Annotated in this window: 16 protein-coding genes; 6 read left to right on the forward strand and 10 right to left on the reverse strand. The window is 61.5% G+C overall.

Going from position 1 to position 19,365, the window contains the following annotated elements; translation table 11 throughout:
* Positions 1-18 precede the first annotated feature (18 nt).
* On the reverse strand, positions 19-768 hold the full coding sequence (locus tag ACZ5D1_RS02085; protein WP_011366546.1) for an ABC transporter ATP-binding protein: 750 nt from the start codon (positions 766-768) through the stop codon (positions 19-21).
* On the opposite strand from ACZ5D1_RS02085, the gene ACZ5D1_RS02090 reads away from it, so the two are divergent.
* Together ACZ5D1_RS02090 and ybaK are read left to right on the forward strand one after the other, a co-directional pair.
* Positions 767-1,489, forward strand: coding sequence for an arylesterase (locus tag ACZ5D1_RS02090; protein WP_234702942.1), 723 nt, complete (start codon positions 767-769; stop codon positions 1,487-1,489). The two genes, ACZ5D1_RS02085 and ACZ5D1_RS02090, sit on opposite strands and share 2 nt — an antisense overlap.
* Before the next feature lie 759 nt (positions 1,490-2,248).
* The gene (gene ybaK, locus ACZ5D1_RS02095; RefSeq protein ID WP_011366548.1) at positions 2,249-2,716 is read left to right on the forward strand and encodes a Cys-tRNA(Pro) deacylase; all 468 of its coding nucleotides are present in this window, start codon (positions 2,249-2,251) and stop codon (positions 2,714-2,716) included.
* 99 nt (positions 2,717-2,815) lie between these two features.
* Here ybaK and ACZ5D1_RS02100 read toward each other — a convergent pair whose 3' ends face one another.
* The 9 genes from ACZ5D1_RS02100 to ACZ5D1_RS02140 all read right to left on the reverse strand — a co-directional run bounded on the left by ACZ5D1_RS02100 (position 2,816) and on the right by ACZ5D1_RS02140 (position 13,755).
* Positions 2,816-4,807 (reverse strand): alpha-amylase, encoded by a 1,992-nt coding sequence (locus tag ACZ5D1_RS02100; RefSeq protein WP_464555740.1) that lies wholly within the window; start codon positions 4,805-4,807, stop codon positions 2,816-2,818.
* Between the two features lie 8 nt (positions 4,808-4,815).
* Positions 4,816-5,658 carry a 5-deoxy-glucuronate isomerase gene (iolB, locus tag ACZ5D1_RS02105; RefSeq protein ID WP_011366550.1) on the reverse strand — a complete coding sequence of 281 codons (843 nt, stop codon included), beginning with the start codon at positions 5,656-5,658 and terminating at the stop codon, positions 4,816-4,818.
* 9 nt (positions 5,659-5,667) lie between these two features.
* Complete coding sequence (locus ACZ5D1_RS02110; protein ID WP_464555742.1) at positions 5,668-7,065, reverse strand: aspartate aminotransferase family protein; 1,398 nt, start codon at positions 7,063-7,065, stop codon at positions 5,668-5,670.
* Positions 7,066-7,144: 79 nt separating this feature from the next.
* Positions 7,145-8,380, reverse strand: a complete 1,236-nt coding sequence (locus ACZ5D1_RS02115; protein ID WP_464555743.1) for an ATP-grasp domain-containing protein — start codon at positions 8,378-8,380, stop codon at positions 7,145-7,147.
* Positions 8,377-9,618: a polysaccharide pyruvyl transferase family protein gene (locus tag ACZ5D1_RS02120; protein ID WP_464555745.1), complete on the reverse strand. Its 1,242-nt coding sequence runs from the start codon at positions 9,616-9,618 to the stop codon at positions 8,377-8,379. Before ACZ5D1_RS02120 ends, ACZ5D1_RS02115 begins: the two co-directional genes overlap by 4 nt.
* A complete protein-coding gene (locus ACZ5D1_RS02125) occupies positions 9,615-10,553 on the reverse strand; it encodes a class I SAM-dependent methyltransferase (protein ID WP_011366554.1) in 939 nt (312 codons plus the stop codon). Before ACZ5D1_RS02125 ends, ACZ5D1_RS02120 begins: the two co-directional genes overlap by 4 nt.
* Positions 10,550-12,418 (reverse strand): cytidylyltransferase domain-containing protein, encoded by a 1,869-nt coding sequence (locus ACZ5D1_RS02130; RefSeq protein WP_464555747.1) that lies wholly within the window; start codon positions 12,416-12,418, stop codon positions 10,550-10,552. Before ACZ5D1_RS02130 ends, ACZ5D1_RS02125 begins: the two co-directional genes overlap by 4 nt.
* The gene (locus tag ACZ5D1_RS02135; protein ID WP_464555748.1) at positions 12,405-12,896 is read right to left on the reverse strand and encodes a GNAT family N-acetyltransferase; all 492 of its coding nucleotides are present in this window, start codon (positions 12,894-12,896) and stop codon (positions 12,405-12,407) included. Before ACZ5D1_RS02135 ends, ACZ5D1_RS02130 begins: the two co-directional genes overlap by 14 nt.
* Positions 12,889-13,755, reverse strand: coding sequence for an N-acetylneuraminate synthase family protein (locus tag ACZ5D1_RS02140; RefSeq protein ID WP_011366557.1), 867 nt, complete (start codon positions 13,753-13,755; stop codon positions 12,889-12,891). Before ACZ5D1_RS02140 ends, ACZ5D1_RS02135 begins: the two co-directional genes overlap by 8 nt.
* Before the next feature lie 395 nt (positions 13,756-14,150).
* On the opposite strand from ACZ5D1_RS02140, the gene ACZ5D1_RS02145 reads away from it, so the two are divergent.
* Genes ACZ5D1_RS02145 through ACZ5D1_RS02160 form a run of 4 tightly spaced genes read left to right on the forward strand, consistent with a single transcriptional unit; the run spans position 14,151 to position 19,356 of the window.
* Positions 14,151-15,191 carry a GDP-L-fucose synthase family protein gene (locus tag ACZ5D1_RS02145; protein ID WP_464555750.1) on the forward strand — a complete coding sequence of 347 codons (1,041 nt, stop codon included), beginning with the start codon at positions 14,151-14,153 and terminating at the stop codon, positions 15,189-15,191.
* A gap of 46 nt (positions 15,192-15,237) precedes the next feature.
* The gene (locus ACZ5D1_RS02150; protein WP_011366559.1) at positions 15,238-16,464 is read left to right on the forward strand and encodes a glycosyltransferase family 2 protein; all 1,227 of its coding nucleotides are present in this window, start codon (positions 15,238-15,240) and stop codon (positions 16,462-16,464) included.
* Positions 16,461-17,381 carry an NAD-dependent epimerase/dehydratase family protein gene (locus ACZ5D1_RS02155; RefSeq protein WP_081428059.1) on the forward strand — a complete coding sequence of 307 codons (921 nt, stop codon included), beginning with the start codon at positions 16,461-16,463 and terminating at the stop codon, positions 17,379-17,381. The genes ACZ5D1_RS02150 and ACZ5D1_RS02155 overlap by 4 nt, the downstream gene beginning before the upstream one ends.
* A 46-nt stretch (positions 17,382-17,427) precedes the next feature.
* A complete protein-coding gene (locus tag ACZ5D1_RS02160) occupies positions 17,428-19,356 on the forward strand; it encodes a class I SAM-dependent methyltransferase (protein WP_011366561.1) in 1,929 nt (642 codons plus the stop codon).
* The last annotated feature ends 9 nt before the right edge of the window (positions 19,357-19,365 follow it).

Genomic DNA, 19,365 nt, shown 5'->3' on the forward strand with positions numbered 1-19,365 from the left:
ACGCCGTGCTGCGCAGGGTCAGCGTGCGGGGGCGGTCTCTGCGCTGTCTGCGGGTTCCGGCGCGGCGGAACACCGGGGGCAGCCGTCGTGCAGCATGCCGTCTTCCATGTGCACCTGCCGCGAGCAGTTGGCTGCAAGCGTTTTGTCGTGGGTTATCAGCACCAGCGTGGTATCCAGCTTCTGCTGCATGCTGAAAAGATGTTCCATGACGCGGCGCCCTGTTTCGGAATCAAGGTTGCCGGTGGGTTCGTCGGCCAGAATGACCCGCGGTTCACCGGCAAAGGCTCTGGCCAGCGCCACCCGCTGCTGCTCGCCGCCGGAAAGCTGCGCGGGGTAGTGACCGGCCCGGCCCTGCAGTCCCACGGCGGCCAGTGCGTGCATGGCCCTGTCGCGTGCATCGGGGCGGTGGGCAAACTCCAGCGGCAGTGCGGTGTTTTCCAGTGCGGTCATGGTGGGCACCAGATGAAACGACTGGAACACAATGCCCAGATTGCTGCGACGGAAACGGGCCAGCGCGTCTTCGTGCATGCCGGTAAGATTCTGCCCCGCAACGCGCACAAAGCCTGATGACGGCCTTTCCAGACCGGCCATGATCATAAGCGTTGTGGTTTTGCCCGAGCCGGAAGGCCCCACCACGGCGAGGGTCTCTGCCTTGTCCACCTGCAGGTTGACACCCCGCAGTATATTGACCTTGCCCGAACCGCCTTCTAGAGTCAGATGTATGTCCGAAAGTTCAATCATGAGGTTGTCTGTCATGAGGTTATCCATGGTCGAGGTCCTTATGCGTCCGGCAATGTCCGGTTTGCGGTATCTGCCGGTGCTGCTGTGCTGGTGTTTTGTGCTGGCCGCCGTAACGGCGGCCCCTGCTTCAGATGGTAAGCAGCCTGCGCCGGCTGGCAACGGTTCTGCAGGGTCAGCAGCCAGAGTAACGTATATTCTGGCATTAGGCGACAGCCTGACTGCGGGATACGGCCTCGAATCCGCGGATAGCTTTCCCGCCGTGCTGGAAAAAAGACTGCGCGGGGCGGGCCTTTCTGTCCGGGTGATCAACGCCGGTGTGTCAGGTGATACCTCCGCAGGCGGGCTGGCGCGTCTCGGCTGGGCAATGGACGCCGTGCCCGGCGGCAGGCCGGATCTGGTCATTGTGGCGCTGGGGGCCAATGACGCGCTGCGGGGGCTTGATCCGGCAATGATGCGCACCAACCTGGCCCGGATACTGGAACAGTGTCTGGATGCAGGGGCGCGGGTGTTGCTGGCAGGTATGCAGGCACCGCGCAATATGGGAACAGATTATGCCGCACAGTTCGATGCGGTGTATCCGGAACTGGCGCAGCAGTATGATGTGCCGCTGTACCCTTTTTTTCTTGAAGGCGTGGCTCTTGATCCTGCATTGAACCAGCCGGACGGCATACATCCCGATGCGCAGGGCGTGCAGGTGATTGTGGAAAAAATGCTGCCCCATGTGCTTTCAGCGCTGCGGGATTTATAGCAGGGATTGTTGTGTCGTGCTCTCCGGCGGCTGTGGCTTTCTGCACAGGATAAAGGGCCGCTGCTCTGCATGCGGATGCACAGCATGGTGACTGTTATACAGTGTTTCAGCGTTGTATAATGTGTATGATAAATAAAAAAGGCGGTCTTGAGACCGCCTTTTATGTTTTTTTTCTTTTTATCTACCACAAAGTGCAGATGTAGAAAGAAGAAGCAAAAACAGTAGCGTACATAACTCCGAATCCGATAGCGTAATTTTTCATGGAAACTGACATCCTTTCCCGTATAACAGGAATTCAGGTTCACGGAACAAGGCGATTTAATGCAGTTATGCATATGTCGTATTGCATTTGGCGCAATACGTAATCGCTGTAAAAACCCTACGACGAGCGCACCGTAACAGCCATGAGGCTGAGCGCAATGAAAAAAAGGATGGTGTTTCAAAATGTTTTGAGTCCGGTAACACTTTGAAAAACAGAAGATAAACAGCATCCGGCAGATAACGGTCAGATAACGGGGCAGCTGTTTTTTTCTGTTTGTGTGTCAGGATATGTTCAGAATCTCCGGCAGGTTATTGGCCAGCCGGTAAAAAAGCAGAAAAAAGTCCGTTTTTTTACCCTTCGGCGGATTTGTGCTGTGCAGGGCCGTCCCTCCGGCTCATGGTTCTTGCATATGCGCCCGGCCGGCGGTAGACCATGCGCCATGTCAGCGGGCGCGGGCCCGTGTTTTCCGGTAACTGCAACAATCTGGATGAAGAAGTATGACACCGGCTATTGCAGCAGCAAAAAAAGCGAAAATATGGTTTGCGGTGCACGAATACGAGCATGACCCCGCCGCGGAGTCGTTCGGTAAGGAAGCCGCGGAAAAGCTGGAAACGGACCCTGCGAGGGTGTTTAAAACGCTGGTGGTTGCTGTTTCGGAGCGTGATCTGGCCGTGATGGTGGTGCCTGTGCTGCACCAGCTGGATCTGAAGCTGGCGGCAAAGGCGCTGGGTGTGAAAAAAGCGGCCATGGCTGATGTGAAACAGGTGGAGAGAGCTACAGGCTATGTGCTCGGGGGCGTGAGCCCGCTGGGACAGAAAAAGCGGTTGCCCACCGTGGTGGACGCTTCCGCGGCGGAACATGCCAGTGTTTTTGTCAGCGGAGGACGCAGAGGGCTTGATATCGAGCTGGCACCGTCAGACCTGTGCGCACTGACGGGTGGCGTGTTTGCTCCGGTTGCCCGCTGATTTCGTGTGATCCTCGTGTGACTGCCGACCTGCTTTCCGGTGTGCTGCGGGCGCTGTTGATGCCTGTTTTTTTGCGGCGCAGCGGTGGGCTTGTGCTGTTCAGCGGTTGTAAGGGGTTATGCTGAATGAAAAACAGGGAGCTGGTATGACCTTGCGCACACCGTTGCCGAAACGTGACGTGTCATCCACTTCCTGCAGCGAGAACATGATTCTGGCAAAAAAAGACGGAGAAGCTTCGCGGTAGGTCACCATGCACAGCGCAGCGGCCGAATCTCCGGTCAGTGTGATGCGCAGTCCGTGGCGGGCGTCGCCGAATTCCGCCGTACCTTCTGTCATACCGGCGGCGCATGACGCCGAAACCAGAAACGATACAGCTCTGCCGTGGTCTGTGCTGCTGCCGTACAAAAGATGTTCTTCCGGTTCGGTTCCGCCGTTGTGGGTGGCATAACGCAGCGTGCGCCGGTCATAGGACTGCGGCGTAAGGGTGATGTACCCCAGCCGCAGGCTGCCCGCAGGCAGTGGAGCGCCGAAGCGGTAGCGTATGTCCGCACGGGGGGTGTCTTTATACAGCGTGATGCTTTTATGCAGGAGCAGCGGAGCGCGGCTGATCTGCGTTTCCACGCGGATTGTCCGCGCTGTTTCAGTTATGCGGGGCACCACGGGCACAAGATCAGTGGCTTTGGGTTCGCCGGGCATTTCAAAGGTCACATGTCCCGAATAGAAATCAGCCCCCAGCGCCATGTCGTCATATGTGCCCAGTGCCAGCGTGCCCGCTGCGGGCAGTGTATTTACGTCGCCGAACCGCAGCGCCTGTACGGCCAGCCCGCGGTTGCGGTTGAGCGTGATGGCTGTATGGGGTGTTTCCAGTTTCAGCAGGCGGTTGGCGGCGGGCACGCGCTGGGGGGGCACGGCACAGGTGGCGGGCAGCGCGTCTCCGGCGGGCATATGCGGCATGTGGGTCTCATAAAATGCCAGCAGCCGCTGGCGGAATGCCTGCCACCGTTCCGGTACGATGTGCGTGCGGAAGTCGCTTGAGCACAGGTAGACAAGCTCTTTCCAGAGGCTGTCATGCCCGCTTTGTGCAGGGCTGTCCGGCCGTTCTGATGCGTTTTTGCCTTCGCAGGCGGCGAAATGCCGTGCAAGGCGTCTGCACAGCGTGTTTGCTCCGGTGTCGTCCACGCCGGTCACACCCCAGCGGGTGATGTTGTATTTGGCCTGCTTTTTTACAGGGACGGGTTGTGCGGGGCTTTCCAGATGCAGCAGTGCCGGACGCTGCGGCATGGTGTTTTTCAGCGCCTGCGAGGGCAGCACGGGCCGGACGCCCGGCAGGGCGCGCACGGCGCACAGCAGGTCCCGGATGGTCTGCCATTCGCTGCGTCCGGTCAGTTCGGGTTCGGTGCAGAACCTTCCCGGACGGAAGTCGAAAATTTCCGCATCATTGCCGTACAGACACAAGGCGGCGTCCGTACCGGTCCGGTTTCGCAGGCCCTCCAGATATTCTTCCGGCGTGACTTCGTCGTGCACGGCGCGCTGAAACTGCTGAAAGGGCAGTGAATGATTCCACAGCAGATCCATGCTTTCACCCCGCGTGCCCGCAACCCGCTGGGGGGCGGCCTGCAGATGGTGCTCCCAGTGCGGGTGCGCCTGCCGTGCGTTTTCCCATTCCATGATGATGCCCGTGTAGCCGGCTGCACGGTACAAAGGCACAAGCCCCGGAGAAAAGGCCTGTTCGTTGACCAGCGCCAGCCGCGGCGTTACGCCCAGCAGCGAGCTGTAGACGCTGTTGCCCAGACGCAGGTTGTGCATGTTGACACTGGCCGGATTAAGGGGGCCGATGATCTGGGCATAGCCGGAGCCGATGAATTCGCACGCGCCGTCGCGGACCAGTCCCGCCAACCGGCTGACCCATCGGGGGCAGCAGTCGTGCAGCAGCTCAAGGGTCAGCCCGGAAGCTTCGATGCCCAGCGGAAAGCAGCCCTCTTCCGCCAGATCAAGCAGCGGCGTATAGCATCGCCTGACCAGCTCCGTACGCATGGATTCGGGTACGGAAGAGAACATGAGATTCATGTGGAAAAAAATGTAGACGTTCATGGCGGCGATCAGGTCAGCCCGTGTATCCAGGCGTGGGCGGGGTCGTCGGCAATGATGCTGCACCGCTGCGTACCGCACAGCACCCACAGATAATACAGGCTGTACCCCGGAGCTGCCGCCACGGGATGATAGCCGCGGGGCAGCACTGTCACATCAAAGTCACGCACGGCGTAACATTCGTCCAGCTGCGGCCCGCGGATGCCCGCGGGAGCGTACACATGCTGCACTCCGAACCCCTGAGGCTTGTCCAGCCGGAACAGATAGACCTCTTCGTGCTGCGTTTCATGCGGCGGGGCGTCGGTATCGTGCTTGTGGGGCGGATAACTGGACCACCTGCCGGGCAGGTTGTACGTTTCTCCCAGCACCAGCCGGTGTGCGGGAAAATCCGGCGGAATGACATCATAGACGTTGCGCAGCCATTGTTCACGGCCCACTATGCGGCGTCCGTTGTCCTGAGGAGAGATGACCACCGGCACCGGACTGCAGCGGTCGGCATGGGCAGGCACGCGTACCACGGCGCATTCCGCCGCATCCAGCGCTGTCAGCACGGCGGTGTGTCCGGGGGGCAGATACAGCGCGTGGGCCTGCCCTGCAAAGACGTCTTTCCTGCCGCCAATGACGGTTCCTTGCGGCAGCCCCGTGCACGAAACCAGCAACCGGCCGCTGTGCGGTATGACTGCCCACTCGTCTTCAGGGCTGCCGGCAGATAATGTTTCCTGCCGCGCCAGCACTGCGGTGCCCGCGCTGATAAATTCCAGCTGCGCGTTCTGCGGAGTGACGGCCCAGTGCAGACCCGCACGCCCGCAGCCGCGGTACAGCAAACTGCCGCTGTTTTCTGTCTGTGGATGCATGAATGTTCCTCAGCGGTCTGTCCCGGCGGACAGGGCTTCATCAAAGCATTGTGTCAGTACGTCGATCCCCTCGAGCACGGCGTCCGGCTGCATGATCAGCGGGGGGCATATTTTGATGGTTGCGCCGCCTGTGCCCACGGGAGCGAACAGCAGCAGGCCCTTGCGGAATGCCCGCTCTGTCACGTCAAAAGCCATCGCCCCGTCCGGACAGGGGGTGCCGTCCGGTTCTGTCCGGCCCACGTGGATGCCCTGTACCATGCCCCTGCCGTGTATGGCCATTATGTGCCCCGCATGCCGCTGCCGCAGACCTTCCAGACCCTGCCGCAGAATGTGCCCTGTGGCGGCGGCAGCTTCTGTCAGTCCGTCACGCAGCAGCACCTCCAGATTGGCCGCTGCCGATGCGCAGGCGACGGGGTTGCCGCCGTGCGTGCTGGTCATGGAACCGGGGGCATGCATGTCCAGCACATCGGCCCTGCCTGCCACGGCGGAAACGGGCAGCCCGCCGCTTACGGCCTTGCCCAGACAGACAAGGTCCGGCGCGATGCCGTAATGTTCAAAGGCGAACAACCTGCCGGTACGGCCGAATCCGGACTGCACTTCATCCATGATGAGCAGTGCCTCGTGGCGGGAGCAGAAACTGCGCAGTTCGCGTATGTATTCTTCGGGGGCAAAACTGGCCCCGCCGCCCTGATAGCTTTCCATGATAACACCGGCAACGCGTTGCGGGGCGATGCCCAGCTGCGCCAGCCGCCGGCTGAAAAGGTTGAATGACGTGTCCGTGCAGTGCAGTCCGTCGGGAAAGGGCACCTGTACAAATGCCGGATCAAGGTTGCCTATCCAGCTTTTGGCTGCGGGGTACCCGCCCATCTGCTGCGCGCCCAGCGTGCGTCCGTGAAAGGCGCGGTCAAAGCTGACGATGACGTTTTTTTCGGGATGCAGGCTGAGGCCGTGCGCCCGTGCGAGTTTCAGGGCGTTTTCCGTTGCCTCGGAACCGGTGCTCATGATGAAGGCTTTGCATGCCGTACCTATGTGCGGTTGCAGCATGTCCACCAGTCTGCGGGCCAGCCGGATACGCGGTTCAGTGGCAAAGCAGTACGAAAAAAAACGGTGTGCATCCAGTTCTGCCCGGGCGGCCTGCACCATTTCGGGCTGGCAGTGGCCGATGTTGGTCACAAGCACGCCCGAGGTGAAATCAAGCCAGATGTTGCCGTAGGGGTCGTATACCTGCACGCCCTGTGCGCCGTGCCAGACCAGCGGCGGCTGGCAGTCAACCGAACGGGGTTCGCAGGCGCGCATTTCTTCCAGCAGTGCAAGGGATTCCGGCACCGGCAGCGGTGTGGCGATATGTCTGTAGCCTGTGTGTACAGGCGGTACCGGCACAGGGGTTGTGCAGAATTGCGGGGCCATATGTTCTCCTGAGGACGGCAGCGGTACCGTCCGTTGTTCAAAAAAAGTGTGGTGCTGCGGTGCGGGATTCTGCGTCCGGTCACACCGGTTCTGTTTCAATGCGGATGCACCGCACGGCCGCTTCGGCGCGGCTGACGGCCTGCTGCCGTGTATCGCCCGTGGCCATGACGGAGGCAACACGCTCTCCCATGCATGTGGCGGGAGAAATCACAGTGCCGGTGGTCAGGTTCTGCCAGTGCGGTTCAAAGCGCACGGCGTATACGCCCGGCATGCTCCGGGCCTCTTCCAGACCTGTCACCGCGGTCACTCTGCCCGGACGCGGCCAGACATACCGCAGGGCCACGCCGTTGCAGCGGTCCGGTATCAGGCGTGCGGAATCCACCGGCAGCCCCAGCGCCTGATCCATCACCATGTCCAGCAGGCGGACTCCGTTGTGCAGCGGCACGGTTTCGCTGCAGAAATAATCACCGGAAAGACGTGCAGCCATTTCCAGAACACGCGGACCCGCGGCATCGACAAGAATATCGCCTTTGACAGGGCCGCAGGTGATACCCAGTGCGCGTACCGCCATGTCTGCGGCGCGGTGCACCGCTGCCAGAGTCTGCGGGGCAAGAATGGTCGGCAGGGTGTCTCCGTCTTCCAGAAAATAGGGCGGATACAGTTCCTTGCGGTCATAGTTTCTGTCAGAAAAACCCGTCCAGCGTATGCGTCCGTCCAGTACAATGCCTTCGATGCTGTGTTCGGTGCCGGTAAGAAATTCTTCCACCAGAAATTCAGGCCGTTGCGAAATGCGGCGTATCTCCGCCACGGCATCGTCCATGGCATCCGGGTGCGGCACTTTGCGCACGCCGCGTGCTCCGGCACTGTCGGCCGGTTTGACCACCACGGGCCAGCCCAGTCTTTGCGCGGCAGCGCATGCCTGTGCGGCGTTTTGTGCCCGCGCGTACAAGGGGGCGGGTACGCCCGCCGCGGCAAAAGCTTCCTGCCGCAGTACTTTGTTGGTGGCCTTCATGGCGGCCGCGGTACCTGTGCCGGGCAGGCCGAGGGCTTCGGCCACGGCGGCCACGGTGACGGCGCTTTCCGATGCGATGGTCATCACGCCGTTCAGCGGTCTGCGGTCATGCAGGCTGAGGGCGAACGCCACGGTCTGTTGCGGACTGCGTGTGTCGGCGATGCCTGCATATGTGGCTTTGCGCAGCCCCGGTGCCTGCGGATTCATGTCCGTCGCGGCCACCTCGTATCCGCGCTCAAGGGCTTTTTCTATGGCGGGCAGCTGGTTGGGGCCCGCGCCCACTATCAGTATGCAGGGTTTCATGGAGTGTGGTCTCCGGCAGGGGCGGCAAGTGCTGCCGCAATGTCGATGTAGCCTGCAAGCTGCTGTTGCAGCTGTTCTATACGGTGCAGCATGTGGTCGCGCACGGCCTGCGCCCGTAGCATCAGGCTGTCCAGCAGGGCCAGAATATCCGTTGCCGGTGCATCCCACGGCAGGCACTGGTCTTCCGCCTGCAGCTGTCCGAAAAATCCGCGCACCTTGTCTTCGTATGCCAGCCCCACAACGGGTATGCCCATGCGTGCGGCAAACACGCTGCCGTGCAGGCGCGTGGCCACGGCACAGTCAGCCTGTGTGTACAGCGATTCTATGTCGTCGTAATGGTAACAGCCCTCAATTACATGCACTTTGTCAGAAAACCGGCTGCGTCCGCGCAGGGTGCGGCCCAGAACTCTGTCGTCGGTGATGCCGGAATCGGCATGGTAGCAGCACTGCGGCACCAGCAGCACGTCGTTGTCCTTGCGGGCGCACCACAGGTTTATCAGTTCTGTCTGATGCCATTCGTACAGTGCGGCGGCATGGCTGCCCATCCACGACAGGTCGCGTACGGCCAGTGCCAGTCTGAGTCCAGCAGTACGGGAAGGAATTTGTTCCTGCCGCAGTATTTCGTCTCCGCGTCCCTGCGGTGCACGGGGTGCGCCCAGAGCGGCATCGGGCAGCAGCGTATGCTCCGGCAGGGCCACGCCGCAGGAGCGCAGATTTTCCACGGCCATGCGCTCGCGGAAGGTGACAGCGGCGGCACCCCGCAGCAGCCAGCCTGCTGCGCGGACGGCCCACGGATTGTGCAGCACATTGGCGCTCAGTCCGAAGAGCATATACGGCGTTCCGGCCATCTGGGCCATGAGAGCCATGGTGCAGAACCGCGGAAGATGGCCGCGCAGCACGTCCATACCCACTTCGGTGATGAAGTTGCCAGCTCCCATGATCAGAAGATCAGCCTGTGCAACGGTGTCGGCAACAGCCGCAAGTTCGCCGCGCGGATCGGTAAAATTTAGCCCGCGGAACCAGCGTCCCGCGGCTCCGGCTTTGGATTCATGCTCCAGATTGGGCAGTGTCTGCACGCCGAACCGTCTGTCAAAAGAGGCATGGGGATGCCGGACAAACGCCTTGAACACGGGGGAGCCCAGACGGCGGGCAAGTCCGTCGGTCATAAAGGCAAGCGGCGCGTCGTCACCGGCGCTCCACAGGGTGTAGCCGCCGTCAAACACAATGGTGGGCGTCATTCGGTAGTTCCTTTTACCGCGTAAACAAGAAGTGAGCGGCCCGCTCCCTGTTCCGCAAGGGCACGGTACAGCGTCCTGCGCAGTCCGCCCTGCGGTCCGCGGCCCAGATTCAGGTCGGCGGCCACGCGTCGTTTATGGCATTGCCTGCCGGTTTGCGGGGCGTCCAGATAATTGTCGCCCTGCATGATGAAAAGCTCCATGGGAAACGTGGCATCGCGCACGGCAATGCGGAAGCCGCACTTTTCCAGCAGTGCGCACAGGCTGTCCATGGAAAAATAACTTACATGGTCAGGCGTTATCCACCACATGTCCTGCTGCCGCACAGCCTGACGGGTCTGTTGCAGCGCAGCATACTGCAGCTGACTGAAGTCGTTGCTTGTTTCAATTATCAGCACGCCGCCCGATGCCATAAACGCATCATGAATCAGGGTGAGTGCCTCACGGGGGGAACGCATGTGGTTGAGCACCTCGCCCATGTGCACCACATGAAACGGGCCACCCAGCGTATGGGGGGACGTGTCTTCCAGCAGGGCGTTTACCACGTGCACGCCCGGAATCTGCGCGGCCTGCGCGGCAGCCAGTGACGAAGGCTCGATGCCTGCGCACTGCCATCCGGCAGCTGCCCAGTGACGCAGAAACTGGCCGAACGAAGCCCCGACGTCCAGTACGCGGCCCGGGATATGTGTGCCGCCTGCGGACAGCAGCGCCGCAGCCTGTTCCATTTTTTCCCGCGCCCAGAAAGCGAAATGCCCGGCGTCTTCCTGCACAATGCGGCTGTAGTCCGGTTTCATTTCTTCGTAGTAGCCTTCGTGGTACAGCCGGGTGCTGTGTGCCGCAGGGGGAAACGGTATCTGATGGATAAATCCGCATGTTTCGCAGCGGACCACGGTGACGCCGTTGCGTGTCCACTGTTCATTCCAGCGGCATGGGGTCATGATTTTTTTCCTCCGGAGAAAAAATCGTGCAAAATGCCGGCCACACGCAACGCACCTTTACCGTCTACGGCCTGTTTGTGCGCAACTGACATGGCCGCGCGTACATCACTTTTGCTAACTTCTTGAAAAGATTTGATGAACTGCCTGCAGAACGGGCTTTCGAGCACATGCCCGCCGCGTATGGAACGGACATCTCCGGCCGGCAGGCTGCCTGCGATGCGGGCAAATTGTGCCGCAGCGGCACTGTTCAGGTCGTTGTCCGTCACCAGCAGTACCGGCAGGCCGGTGGCGGCCATTTCATACGTGGTCACACCCAGCGCGGAAATGCCTGCATCGGCCTGTGCCATGGCTTTGTCCATGCGGCGCACATCCCACAGGGCACTGCCGCGCAGCCCGCAGTGTTTCATGATGTGCTGTGCGGTGCGTGCCTGCTGCCGCGTGCCGCATATCACCTGTACGGCCGCCGTGCAGCCTGCTGCGTGCAGGGCCAGCAGCACCGGTTCAAGCACTGTGCCGCGGTCTCCGCCGCCCAGCGCCACAAGCACCCGCCTGAGAGACGGCGATATGATTCTGCGTGCTCCCGCACGGGCGAATCCGGAGGGCAGCGGCAGGTATTGCAGCCCGTCGTAACAGGCGGGGTGTTCATGGGGTGAGTATCCCTGATAATCAGGATGGGGCAGCGCATTAAGCAGCAGGTCCCCCTGCCGCCATCCGGGCGGCAGGGGGTTATCCTGAAATATCAGCCGGCAGCCTTCTTTTTTCAGAGCGGCAAAGCCGTCCTGATACCGTTTAAGGTCTGCCTTGCAGCAATTGAATACCAGACAGGAATGGTCAGCCAGCGCATAGCGGCGGGCGGCAAAGCGCAGTTCATCTTCCGGTGCGGCATCCTGCGGCAGCAGGGAAACGGCAAATCCCGCTTCTGTCACAAGGCGCTGCGAACGCTCATCGGGACGCATGATGAATTCCACTCCGGCACCGAGGTCCTGTGTCATCACACGGGCAAGCCGCAGGGCACCGGATATGTGCCCGTACCCTGTCCGGCCATTGCCGTGACATACAAAAGCGGCCCGCAACGATTCGTGCAGGGTTGTCTTGGCTCCGGCACAGGCATTGACGGCGGCAAGCTGCGGGTGCCGCTGCAGGTGCCGCATGATGTCGTGCACGGTGAGGCTGTCCGGCGTGCGCCCCATGGAAGCGCAGAGCCCCGTGAAAAATTCCATGTCTGCGGGGGTATCCACGGTAAGCCGTACCCCGCCTTTTTTCAGCAGGGGATCGCCGTCTATGTACCGTACGGCAAATTCTGCGGGCAGGCGGTACATCAGCGCGGTGACATGCTCTTTGTCATGCGCCGTGGCTGAAGGATGATGCCACGCCCGCCGCAGCGCCTCTGCGCTAACCGCTTCAACGCCTTTATCGGCGTATTCCGCTCCCGGACGGTAGTTGACGATGTCGCAGCCGGTATGCTGCAGCTCGTGCAGCATGCGGCGCAGCCCGCCGGCATTGATGACCGGACAGTCCGCCGTGACGCGGATGACGTTTTCAGCAGGCATGGAATCCAGCGCGGTCACAAACCGGCCCAGAACATCGTCTTCCTGCCCCCGCACGAGGTGTACCGCAGGCCAGTGTCTGCGTATGTGCGCGGCCAGCGGATCATCCTGCGGCCGGTCCGATGTGGCCAGCACCACACCGTCCAGCACGGCCTGTTCCGTCGGGCGCCTGCCGCGCAGCAGCGCCGTGAGGTGACAGAGCACATAATCCACCAGCGGACGACCGCACAGAGGCAGCAGCATTTTGCCCTTCAGCCGCGCAGAACCCATGCGGGCCTGAACCACGGCTATGGTCCGGCCTGTCTCAGCGTTTGCCAAGGGCTGCCTCCTGCCGCAGGTCTGCATACATGATGATTTCCCCCGTATCGGGTGTTTCTTCCAGCGTTGCCCAGCCCAGCCGCCGGTAAAAAGGTGCAGCGGTCTCCGTGACAAGGTAGAGGCGGGAATAGCCCAGCCGTGCGGCGTTGCGTTGTGCGGCGCAGACCAGCGCGGTGCCTGCGCCCCTGCCTCTGCGGGCAGGATGCACATACAGGCTGGCCAGCCACGGGGTGAGTTCCGGCCGCGCGGGGCAGTCGCAGGTGCGCAGCACCACACAGCCTGCCGGTGTGCCTGCGGCAAATGCCAGCAGCATCATGGGCAGCGTTGTTCTGCCTGCGTACCGGGCTGTTCTGCCGCAGGCTTCTTCCAGCGTCACGCCGGGGGCGGCCCCCCATTGTTCATAAATCCATTGCAGGGCCAGAGGGCCGAAGGCCGGCTCGTCCGCCAGCAGACGGACGGCAAACGGGCTGTCATGCATGTTCCGCCTCCAGACCGGCGCGCACTGCGCGCAGCGGACGCAGACCGTCCTGCGGGTCGGCGCGCCAGTTGCGCTCCTGCTCCTCGCATGGCGCAGGCTCTTTCACACCGTTGCCGTCGGCGCTGAAAGCCTGCCGTATCTGGCTGATGACCGGTGCTATCTGATGGGGCAGCCAGCAGTGGCCGCTGGCGTATTCCGCACCGTCGCCGTCAAGATCAAGATGAAATTCCACAACCTGAGCACCCCAGCGGTGCACGGCGCGGTGAATGACACCGGCATGCACGGTATGGTCGGACCAGCCTGCGGCGCAGCCGAACTGCCTGCGCAGGGTCTCCACCGCCGCAAGATTGCATTGTTCCGGCGGGGCGGGATAGCCGGACGTGCAGTGCAGCAGCGTCATATCACGGCAGCCGGCGGTGCGCAGCACGTCCGCGGCATGGGCCACTTCCTGCAGAGCTGCCATGCCGGTGGAAAGCACAACGGGCTTGCCCGTGCCGGCACAGGCGTGCAGCAGGGCATCCCAGAGCAGTTCGTAGGATGCAATTTTATAAAAATCGACATGAGGTTGCAGTGCATGTACCGCCTGAAGCGAAAAAGGGGTGGCGCTGAATGCCACACCGTGTCTGCGGCAGGACTGCGCCAGCACGGGCAGGTAGTCTTCAGGCAGTTCCCATGCTCTGCGTCCGGTTACCTGCGGCATGGCGGCAAAGACTTCCGGCGCAAACAGCTCGTCCAGCCGGAAGAGCTGGAATTTGACTGCATCGCATCCGCAGCCTGCGGCTGTTTCGATAAATGCCAGACAACGGTCCAGATCGCGGTTGTGGTTACTGGAAACTTCTGCAATGAAATACGGCTGCATGTGGTATCTCCGGCTTTGCGGCTGTTGCGCCATACCGTCACCGTGCTGACGGGGGCGTGTGTTTATGCACGCCGGTGCGGTGCGGCGGCGCGCCGTGCGCGGTGCAGATTCTCTTACCGTGTCTTGGGAAAAAGCAACAGGGGGCATGGCGTCTGTGTACCTCCTGCTTTTGCATCTTGCATGGAACACGCCGTGGTTTATTGTTTTTTGCTGCGTACTGATGCAGGGTTGCGGGGGCTGCGGTATCAGGATGCTGCGGCGGACACACCGGAAGCGGTTTGCCGTGTTTGCTGCTGGACCGGTTTTTGCTTGCCACAGGGGTGCGGCCGACGCAGCCGCGGCGCCGGGTGTGCGGACGTCATTTTTTTGGGCTTTTGTATATGTAAGGGTATGTCATGACCATTGATATGGATGCTTCGATTTTTGTAGCCGGCCACCGGGGACTTGTGGGCAGCGCCATTGTCCGCTGTCTGCAGGGGCACGGTGCACGCAATCTGCTGCTGAAGACTCATGCCGAGCTGGACCTGACCGACCAGCATGCCGTTGCCGGTTTTTTTGCACGTCACCGGCCTCAGGTGGTGTTTCTGGCGGCGGCCAGAGTGGGCGGCATTCTGGCAAACGATACATATCCTGCTGACTTTATACACATCAATCTGGCAATTCAGAACAATGTGCTGCATCAGGCGTATGTGCACGGGGCGCGCAGGCTGCTTTTTCTGGGCAGTTCGTGCATTTACCCGCGGCTTGCTCCGCAGCCGCTGCGCGAAGAAAGCCTGATGACCGGACCGCTGGAGCAGACCAATTCCGCCTATGCCGTGGCCAAAATAGCGGGCATTGAAATGTGCCGCGCCTATAACCGGCAATATGGTACGTCATTTGTGCCTGTCATGCCGACAAACCTTTACGGGCCGGGCGATTCCTTCAGTCTTGAGTCGTCGCATGTGCTGCCTGCGCTGCTGCGCAAATGCCATCTGGCGCGGATGGTCATGCAGGGCGATATACAGGCCGTGGAACGGGATGAGCAGGTGTTCGGTCCGCTGCCCGTCGACGTGCGGACGCATCTGGGGCTGGACGCTGCGGGGACTGCGCCGCGCATCGCCGTGTGGGGATCGGGCAATGCGCTTCGTGAGTTTCTGCATGTGGATGATCTGGCGGCGGCGTGCGTGCATCTGGTGTTCCGCACGCAGGAAACGGACCTTGTGAACATAGGTACGGGCGAAGACCTTACCATCCGTGAACTGGCGGAACTTGTCCGCAGTGTGGTGGGTGTGGATGCGCCGCTGGTTTTTGATGCTGCAAAACCCGACGGCACACCGCGCAAGGTGCTTGACGTCTCGCGGATGCATTCGCTGGGCTGGCGGCCTTCCATCGGGCTGCGTCAGGGCATTGCACAGGTGTACCGCTGGTATCTTGACCGGCTGGAAAGCGCGGCATGAGGCATGCCGCAGACGGGCTGCCGTGCAGGCCGCAACGGAGAATCCGATGACACAGGAATACGGCGGGCTGAAGCTGTCAGTAATTATTCCCACGCATAACCGCATGGATATCGTGGTGAAAAATTTGCTGTGCCTTGCACGGCAGACGCTGCCGGCGGACAGCTTTGAGGTGCTGGTCTGTGACGATGCATCGACGGACGGCACATGGGAAGCGCTTCAGTCGCTGTCCACCCCGTATGCGCTGCGTCTGTTCCGCCTGCCGCAATGCGGGGGGCCGGGCAGGGCCAGAAATCTGCTTATCCGCGAGGCGCGCGCAGAAGCGCTGGTTATCCTTAACGATGATGCGCTGCTGACACCTGCCGGACTGGCCATGCACGCGGCGGCGCTTGAAATGACCAGAGGCGAGCGCATAGCGGTGCTGGGTCGTTTTTCCTTTCCTGCCGATTACCAGCGCACGCCTTTCGGCTGTCTGCTGGAACATACAGACCTGTCTTTCCGTTTTCCGCTGTTCACGCCGGGTAACTTTTACGGTGCCAACGCGTTTTATTCCTGCAATCTTGGCATTTATGCCGAAGCCGTGGCCGAAGCAGGGTATTTTGATGAAGGATACGCCGGTGCCGGTGCCGAAGACATGGAACTGGGCGACAGGCTGGCGAAGCTGGGCAATATGGTGGTGTATCTGGATAAATGCGTTGCCGTGCACGAGCACAGACTTACCGTGCATGACTTCTGCCGTTCGCAGATAGGCAGAGGCGGCGGCGGAGTGGTGCGCTGCATGAATGATTTCAGTCAGGTGTTTCATTACGATGACATGGACACAGCCGCGCTGGAACGGCTGCGCAGGGGGCTGCACAGGGCCGAGGATGCGGTGCTGCGTCTGAAAGATGCCGTACACGCGTTGCACCGGCGTGCTGCCGTAGGCGAAGATGTGGCGCCGCAGGACATTCCGTGGCGGGGCGTGCCGCTGCGGTACAGCGCGCATGACCAGTGGCGCATGCCGCCGCGCGCCGTGGAGCGCGAGGCGCAGCAGGCACTGGCGGATATGGTGCCGCTGCTGAAAAGCAGAGAACTTTCCGCCGGCGATATGGGCGCGCTGTATCAGGTGTGCTCTTTTCTTAAATGGCGGTACGACACTGTGGGCATTTCCCGTTCGCCGTGGATTGACGAATACGCGGCCCGCAAGGCCGAGCGTCAGGCTTCGAGACAGGCGGGACAGTCCTTGTGCGCAGCGGCGCAGAATCAGGAATCCCCGGCCGGGCGGCAGGAGACATGATGGTTAAAACGGTTCTGGTGACAGGGGTCAACGGCTTTATCGGCAGCCATGTGGCCGCGCTGCTGGGCAAAAGTCACCGTGTATACGGCACGGGCGGCGCGCCTGCCTGTTCCGTGCCGCTGGCCGGATACAGGCAGATGGTTCTGCCCGACCCGCAGCTGGCCGCGTTCATGCGTCAGGTGCGGCCCGATGTGGTCGTCCATTGTGCCGGTCGCGGCTCCATACCGTTTTCCGTCAACCATCCTGCAGAGGACTTTGACGCGGGACCGCGTCTTGTTGCCCATGTGCTGGACAGCATGCGCCGTGCGGCAGTGCCTGCGCGGTTCTTTTTTCCTTCCAGCGCTGCGGTGTACGGTAATCCGGAGCGCCTGCCCGTATCCGAGGACGCCCCGCTGTGCCCTGTTTCGCCCTACGGTTGTCACAAGGTCCTCAGCGAAAAACTTATCAGCCAGTATCACAGCCTGTACGGCATTGAGTACGTGGTTCTGCGGGTGTTTTCCTGCTACGGCGAGGGGCTTTCAAAACAGCTGTTGTGGGATGCGGCGGTGAAGGCCTGTGCCGGCAGGGTGGAACTGAGCGGCACCGGCGAAGAAACACGCGATTTCATTCATGTGCACGATCTGGCCCGGCTGGCTGAACTGCTGATGCTGCGTGATGTGTCGTGCGTTACGCTCAACGCCGCAAGCGGCAGACAGGTTTCTGTAAAAGAGCTGGCCGGTCTGCTGATGCGCGGGCTCGAGGCCGATGTGCCTGTGCTGTTCAGCGGCGCACAGCGGCAGGGCGACCCGCTGCGCTGGCAGGCCGATGTTGCGCGCATGCAGTCGCTTGGTTTTGAGCCGCATATTTCTCTGGAAGAAGGTGTGCGCCGCTTTGCCCGCTGGTTCAGGCAGCAAGGGGCCCGCCGCAACGGCAGCTGACGGCGTGCGCGCCGCGCAATACGCAACACGATTCAAGGAGGCGGCAGTGTCCACACTCGGACTTGTCATTCAATGGGGCAGTGACGGCTGGCAGGGCGGTCCCAATTATCTTAAAAACCTCGCGCTTGCCGTGGCTTCCGTGCCGCAGGCCCGGCGCCCCCGCATGGTTTTTTTTGTCAGCCCCGATCAGGTGGACCATCTTGAGCAGTACAGGAACATCATTCCGCTGGCTCATGACGTGCGTGTGTTCGATCCTGCCGCACAGATGGACGATATCGATGTGCTGTATCCTTTTCCCGGCAAGGGACAAGCCCCCGCCGGAGTCACGCGGGTGCACTGGATTCCTGATTTTCAGCACTGCCACCTGCCGCATCTTTTTTCCGAAGCGGATCTTGCGTGGCGTAACAGGCATTTTGCCGCGCTGGCTGCCGGTTCCGACATGGTGGTGCTGAGCAGCCGTGCGGCGCTGGATGATTTTTGCCGTTATTTTGATGTCCGGTGCCCCACCCATGTGCTGCGCTTTGCCACATCGCCGGAACCGGACTGGTTTTCCGGAAACCCGCGGGCGGTGCAGGCCCGTTACGGTATCAGCGGCCCGTATCTGATGTGCTGCAACCAGTTCTGGGTGCACAAGGATCATAAAACCCTGTTTGCCGCTCTTGCCCTGTTGCGGCGGCAGGGGGTGGAACTGCCGCTGGTGTGCACGGGAGCCGCCGAAGATTCCCGTCATCCGGAGTATATGGCTTCGCTGCGCGGTATGCTGGAAGATAACGGACTTTCCGGTCAGGTCGCCATACTGGGGCTTATCCCCCGCAGCGATCAGATACAGCTGCTGCGCGGCGCCAGAGCAGTGGTGCAGCCGTCGCAGTTTGAAGGCTGGAGCACCGTCATTGAAGACTGCCGTCTGCTGGGTACCAGTGTGGTTTATTCCGACATTCCCGTACATCTGGAACAGGCCGTGCCCGCGGGCATTCCCTTCCGTGCGGGAGATGCCGCCGCGCTGGCCGATGTGCTGGGTACTCACTGGCAAAGCTGGCATGCAGCTGCCGGTACCGAGGTGGAAGAAAAAGCGCTGCAGGATTCGTATGAAACCCGCGTGCGTTTCGGTCTGGAGGTGGCCGGTATGATGGAACAGGCGCAGAAAGCCGCCGCAGGGTCTGCCGCCGTGTGCGCAGGTCCGGCACAGCGGCAGGACGCAGCGGTTCGCGGGGGAGTCTCCGTGACGGACGAGGTTTCGGGCAGAAACAGCTACCGGGTGAAAGGCACCCAGTGGTATGCGCCGCCGCTTGCCGGTGCGGCCACGTTTGCGGCGGCCTTGTTCGAGGCCCCGGTTTACGAGGGCACACTGGAGGTGCTGCGCAGGCTGCCGCAGGACGACTATCTGCGCTATCTCAAGGGATTCATGTCCAGCGGTATGCGCCGTTTCGGCCCGCACTGGAAATATGCCGATATCTGCACCGTGCTGTACACGCTTGCCGGCATGCTGGGTGCCGGACATTATCTGGAAATAGGTGTGCGTCAGGGCCGCAGCATGGCCATGGTGGCCGCGCGCCGGCCTCAGGTCGACATAGCCGCATTTGATATGTGGTGCGCCGGTTATGCGGGCATGGACAATCCCGGCCCCGACTTTGTGCGCGCACGGATGCAGGCGCTGGGACATACGGGAAAGCTGGAGTTTGTGGACGGAAACTCGCACGAGACTCTGCCCGCATATTTTGCCCGCAACCCGCAGGCGGCGTTTGATCTGATAACCGTGGACGGCGACCATACCCCGCAGGGCGCGGAGCAGGATATTACGGATGTGCTGCCGCATCTGCGTGTGGGCGGAGCCATTGTTTTTGACGACGTGGCTCATCCCGCCCATCCCGAACTCATGCAGGTATGGCAGGACGTGGTGCTTTCGCGTCCGGAAATGAGCGGCTTCACCTTTTCCGAAGTGGGATACGGTGTGGGCTTTGCAGTGCGCATGCGCTAGCGCCGTGCG

The sequence above is a fragment of the Oleidesulfovibrio vietnamensis genome (assembly GCF_055388115.1).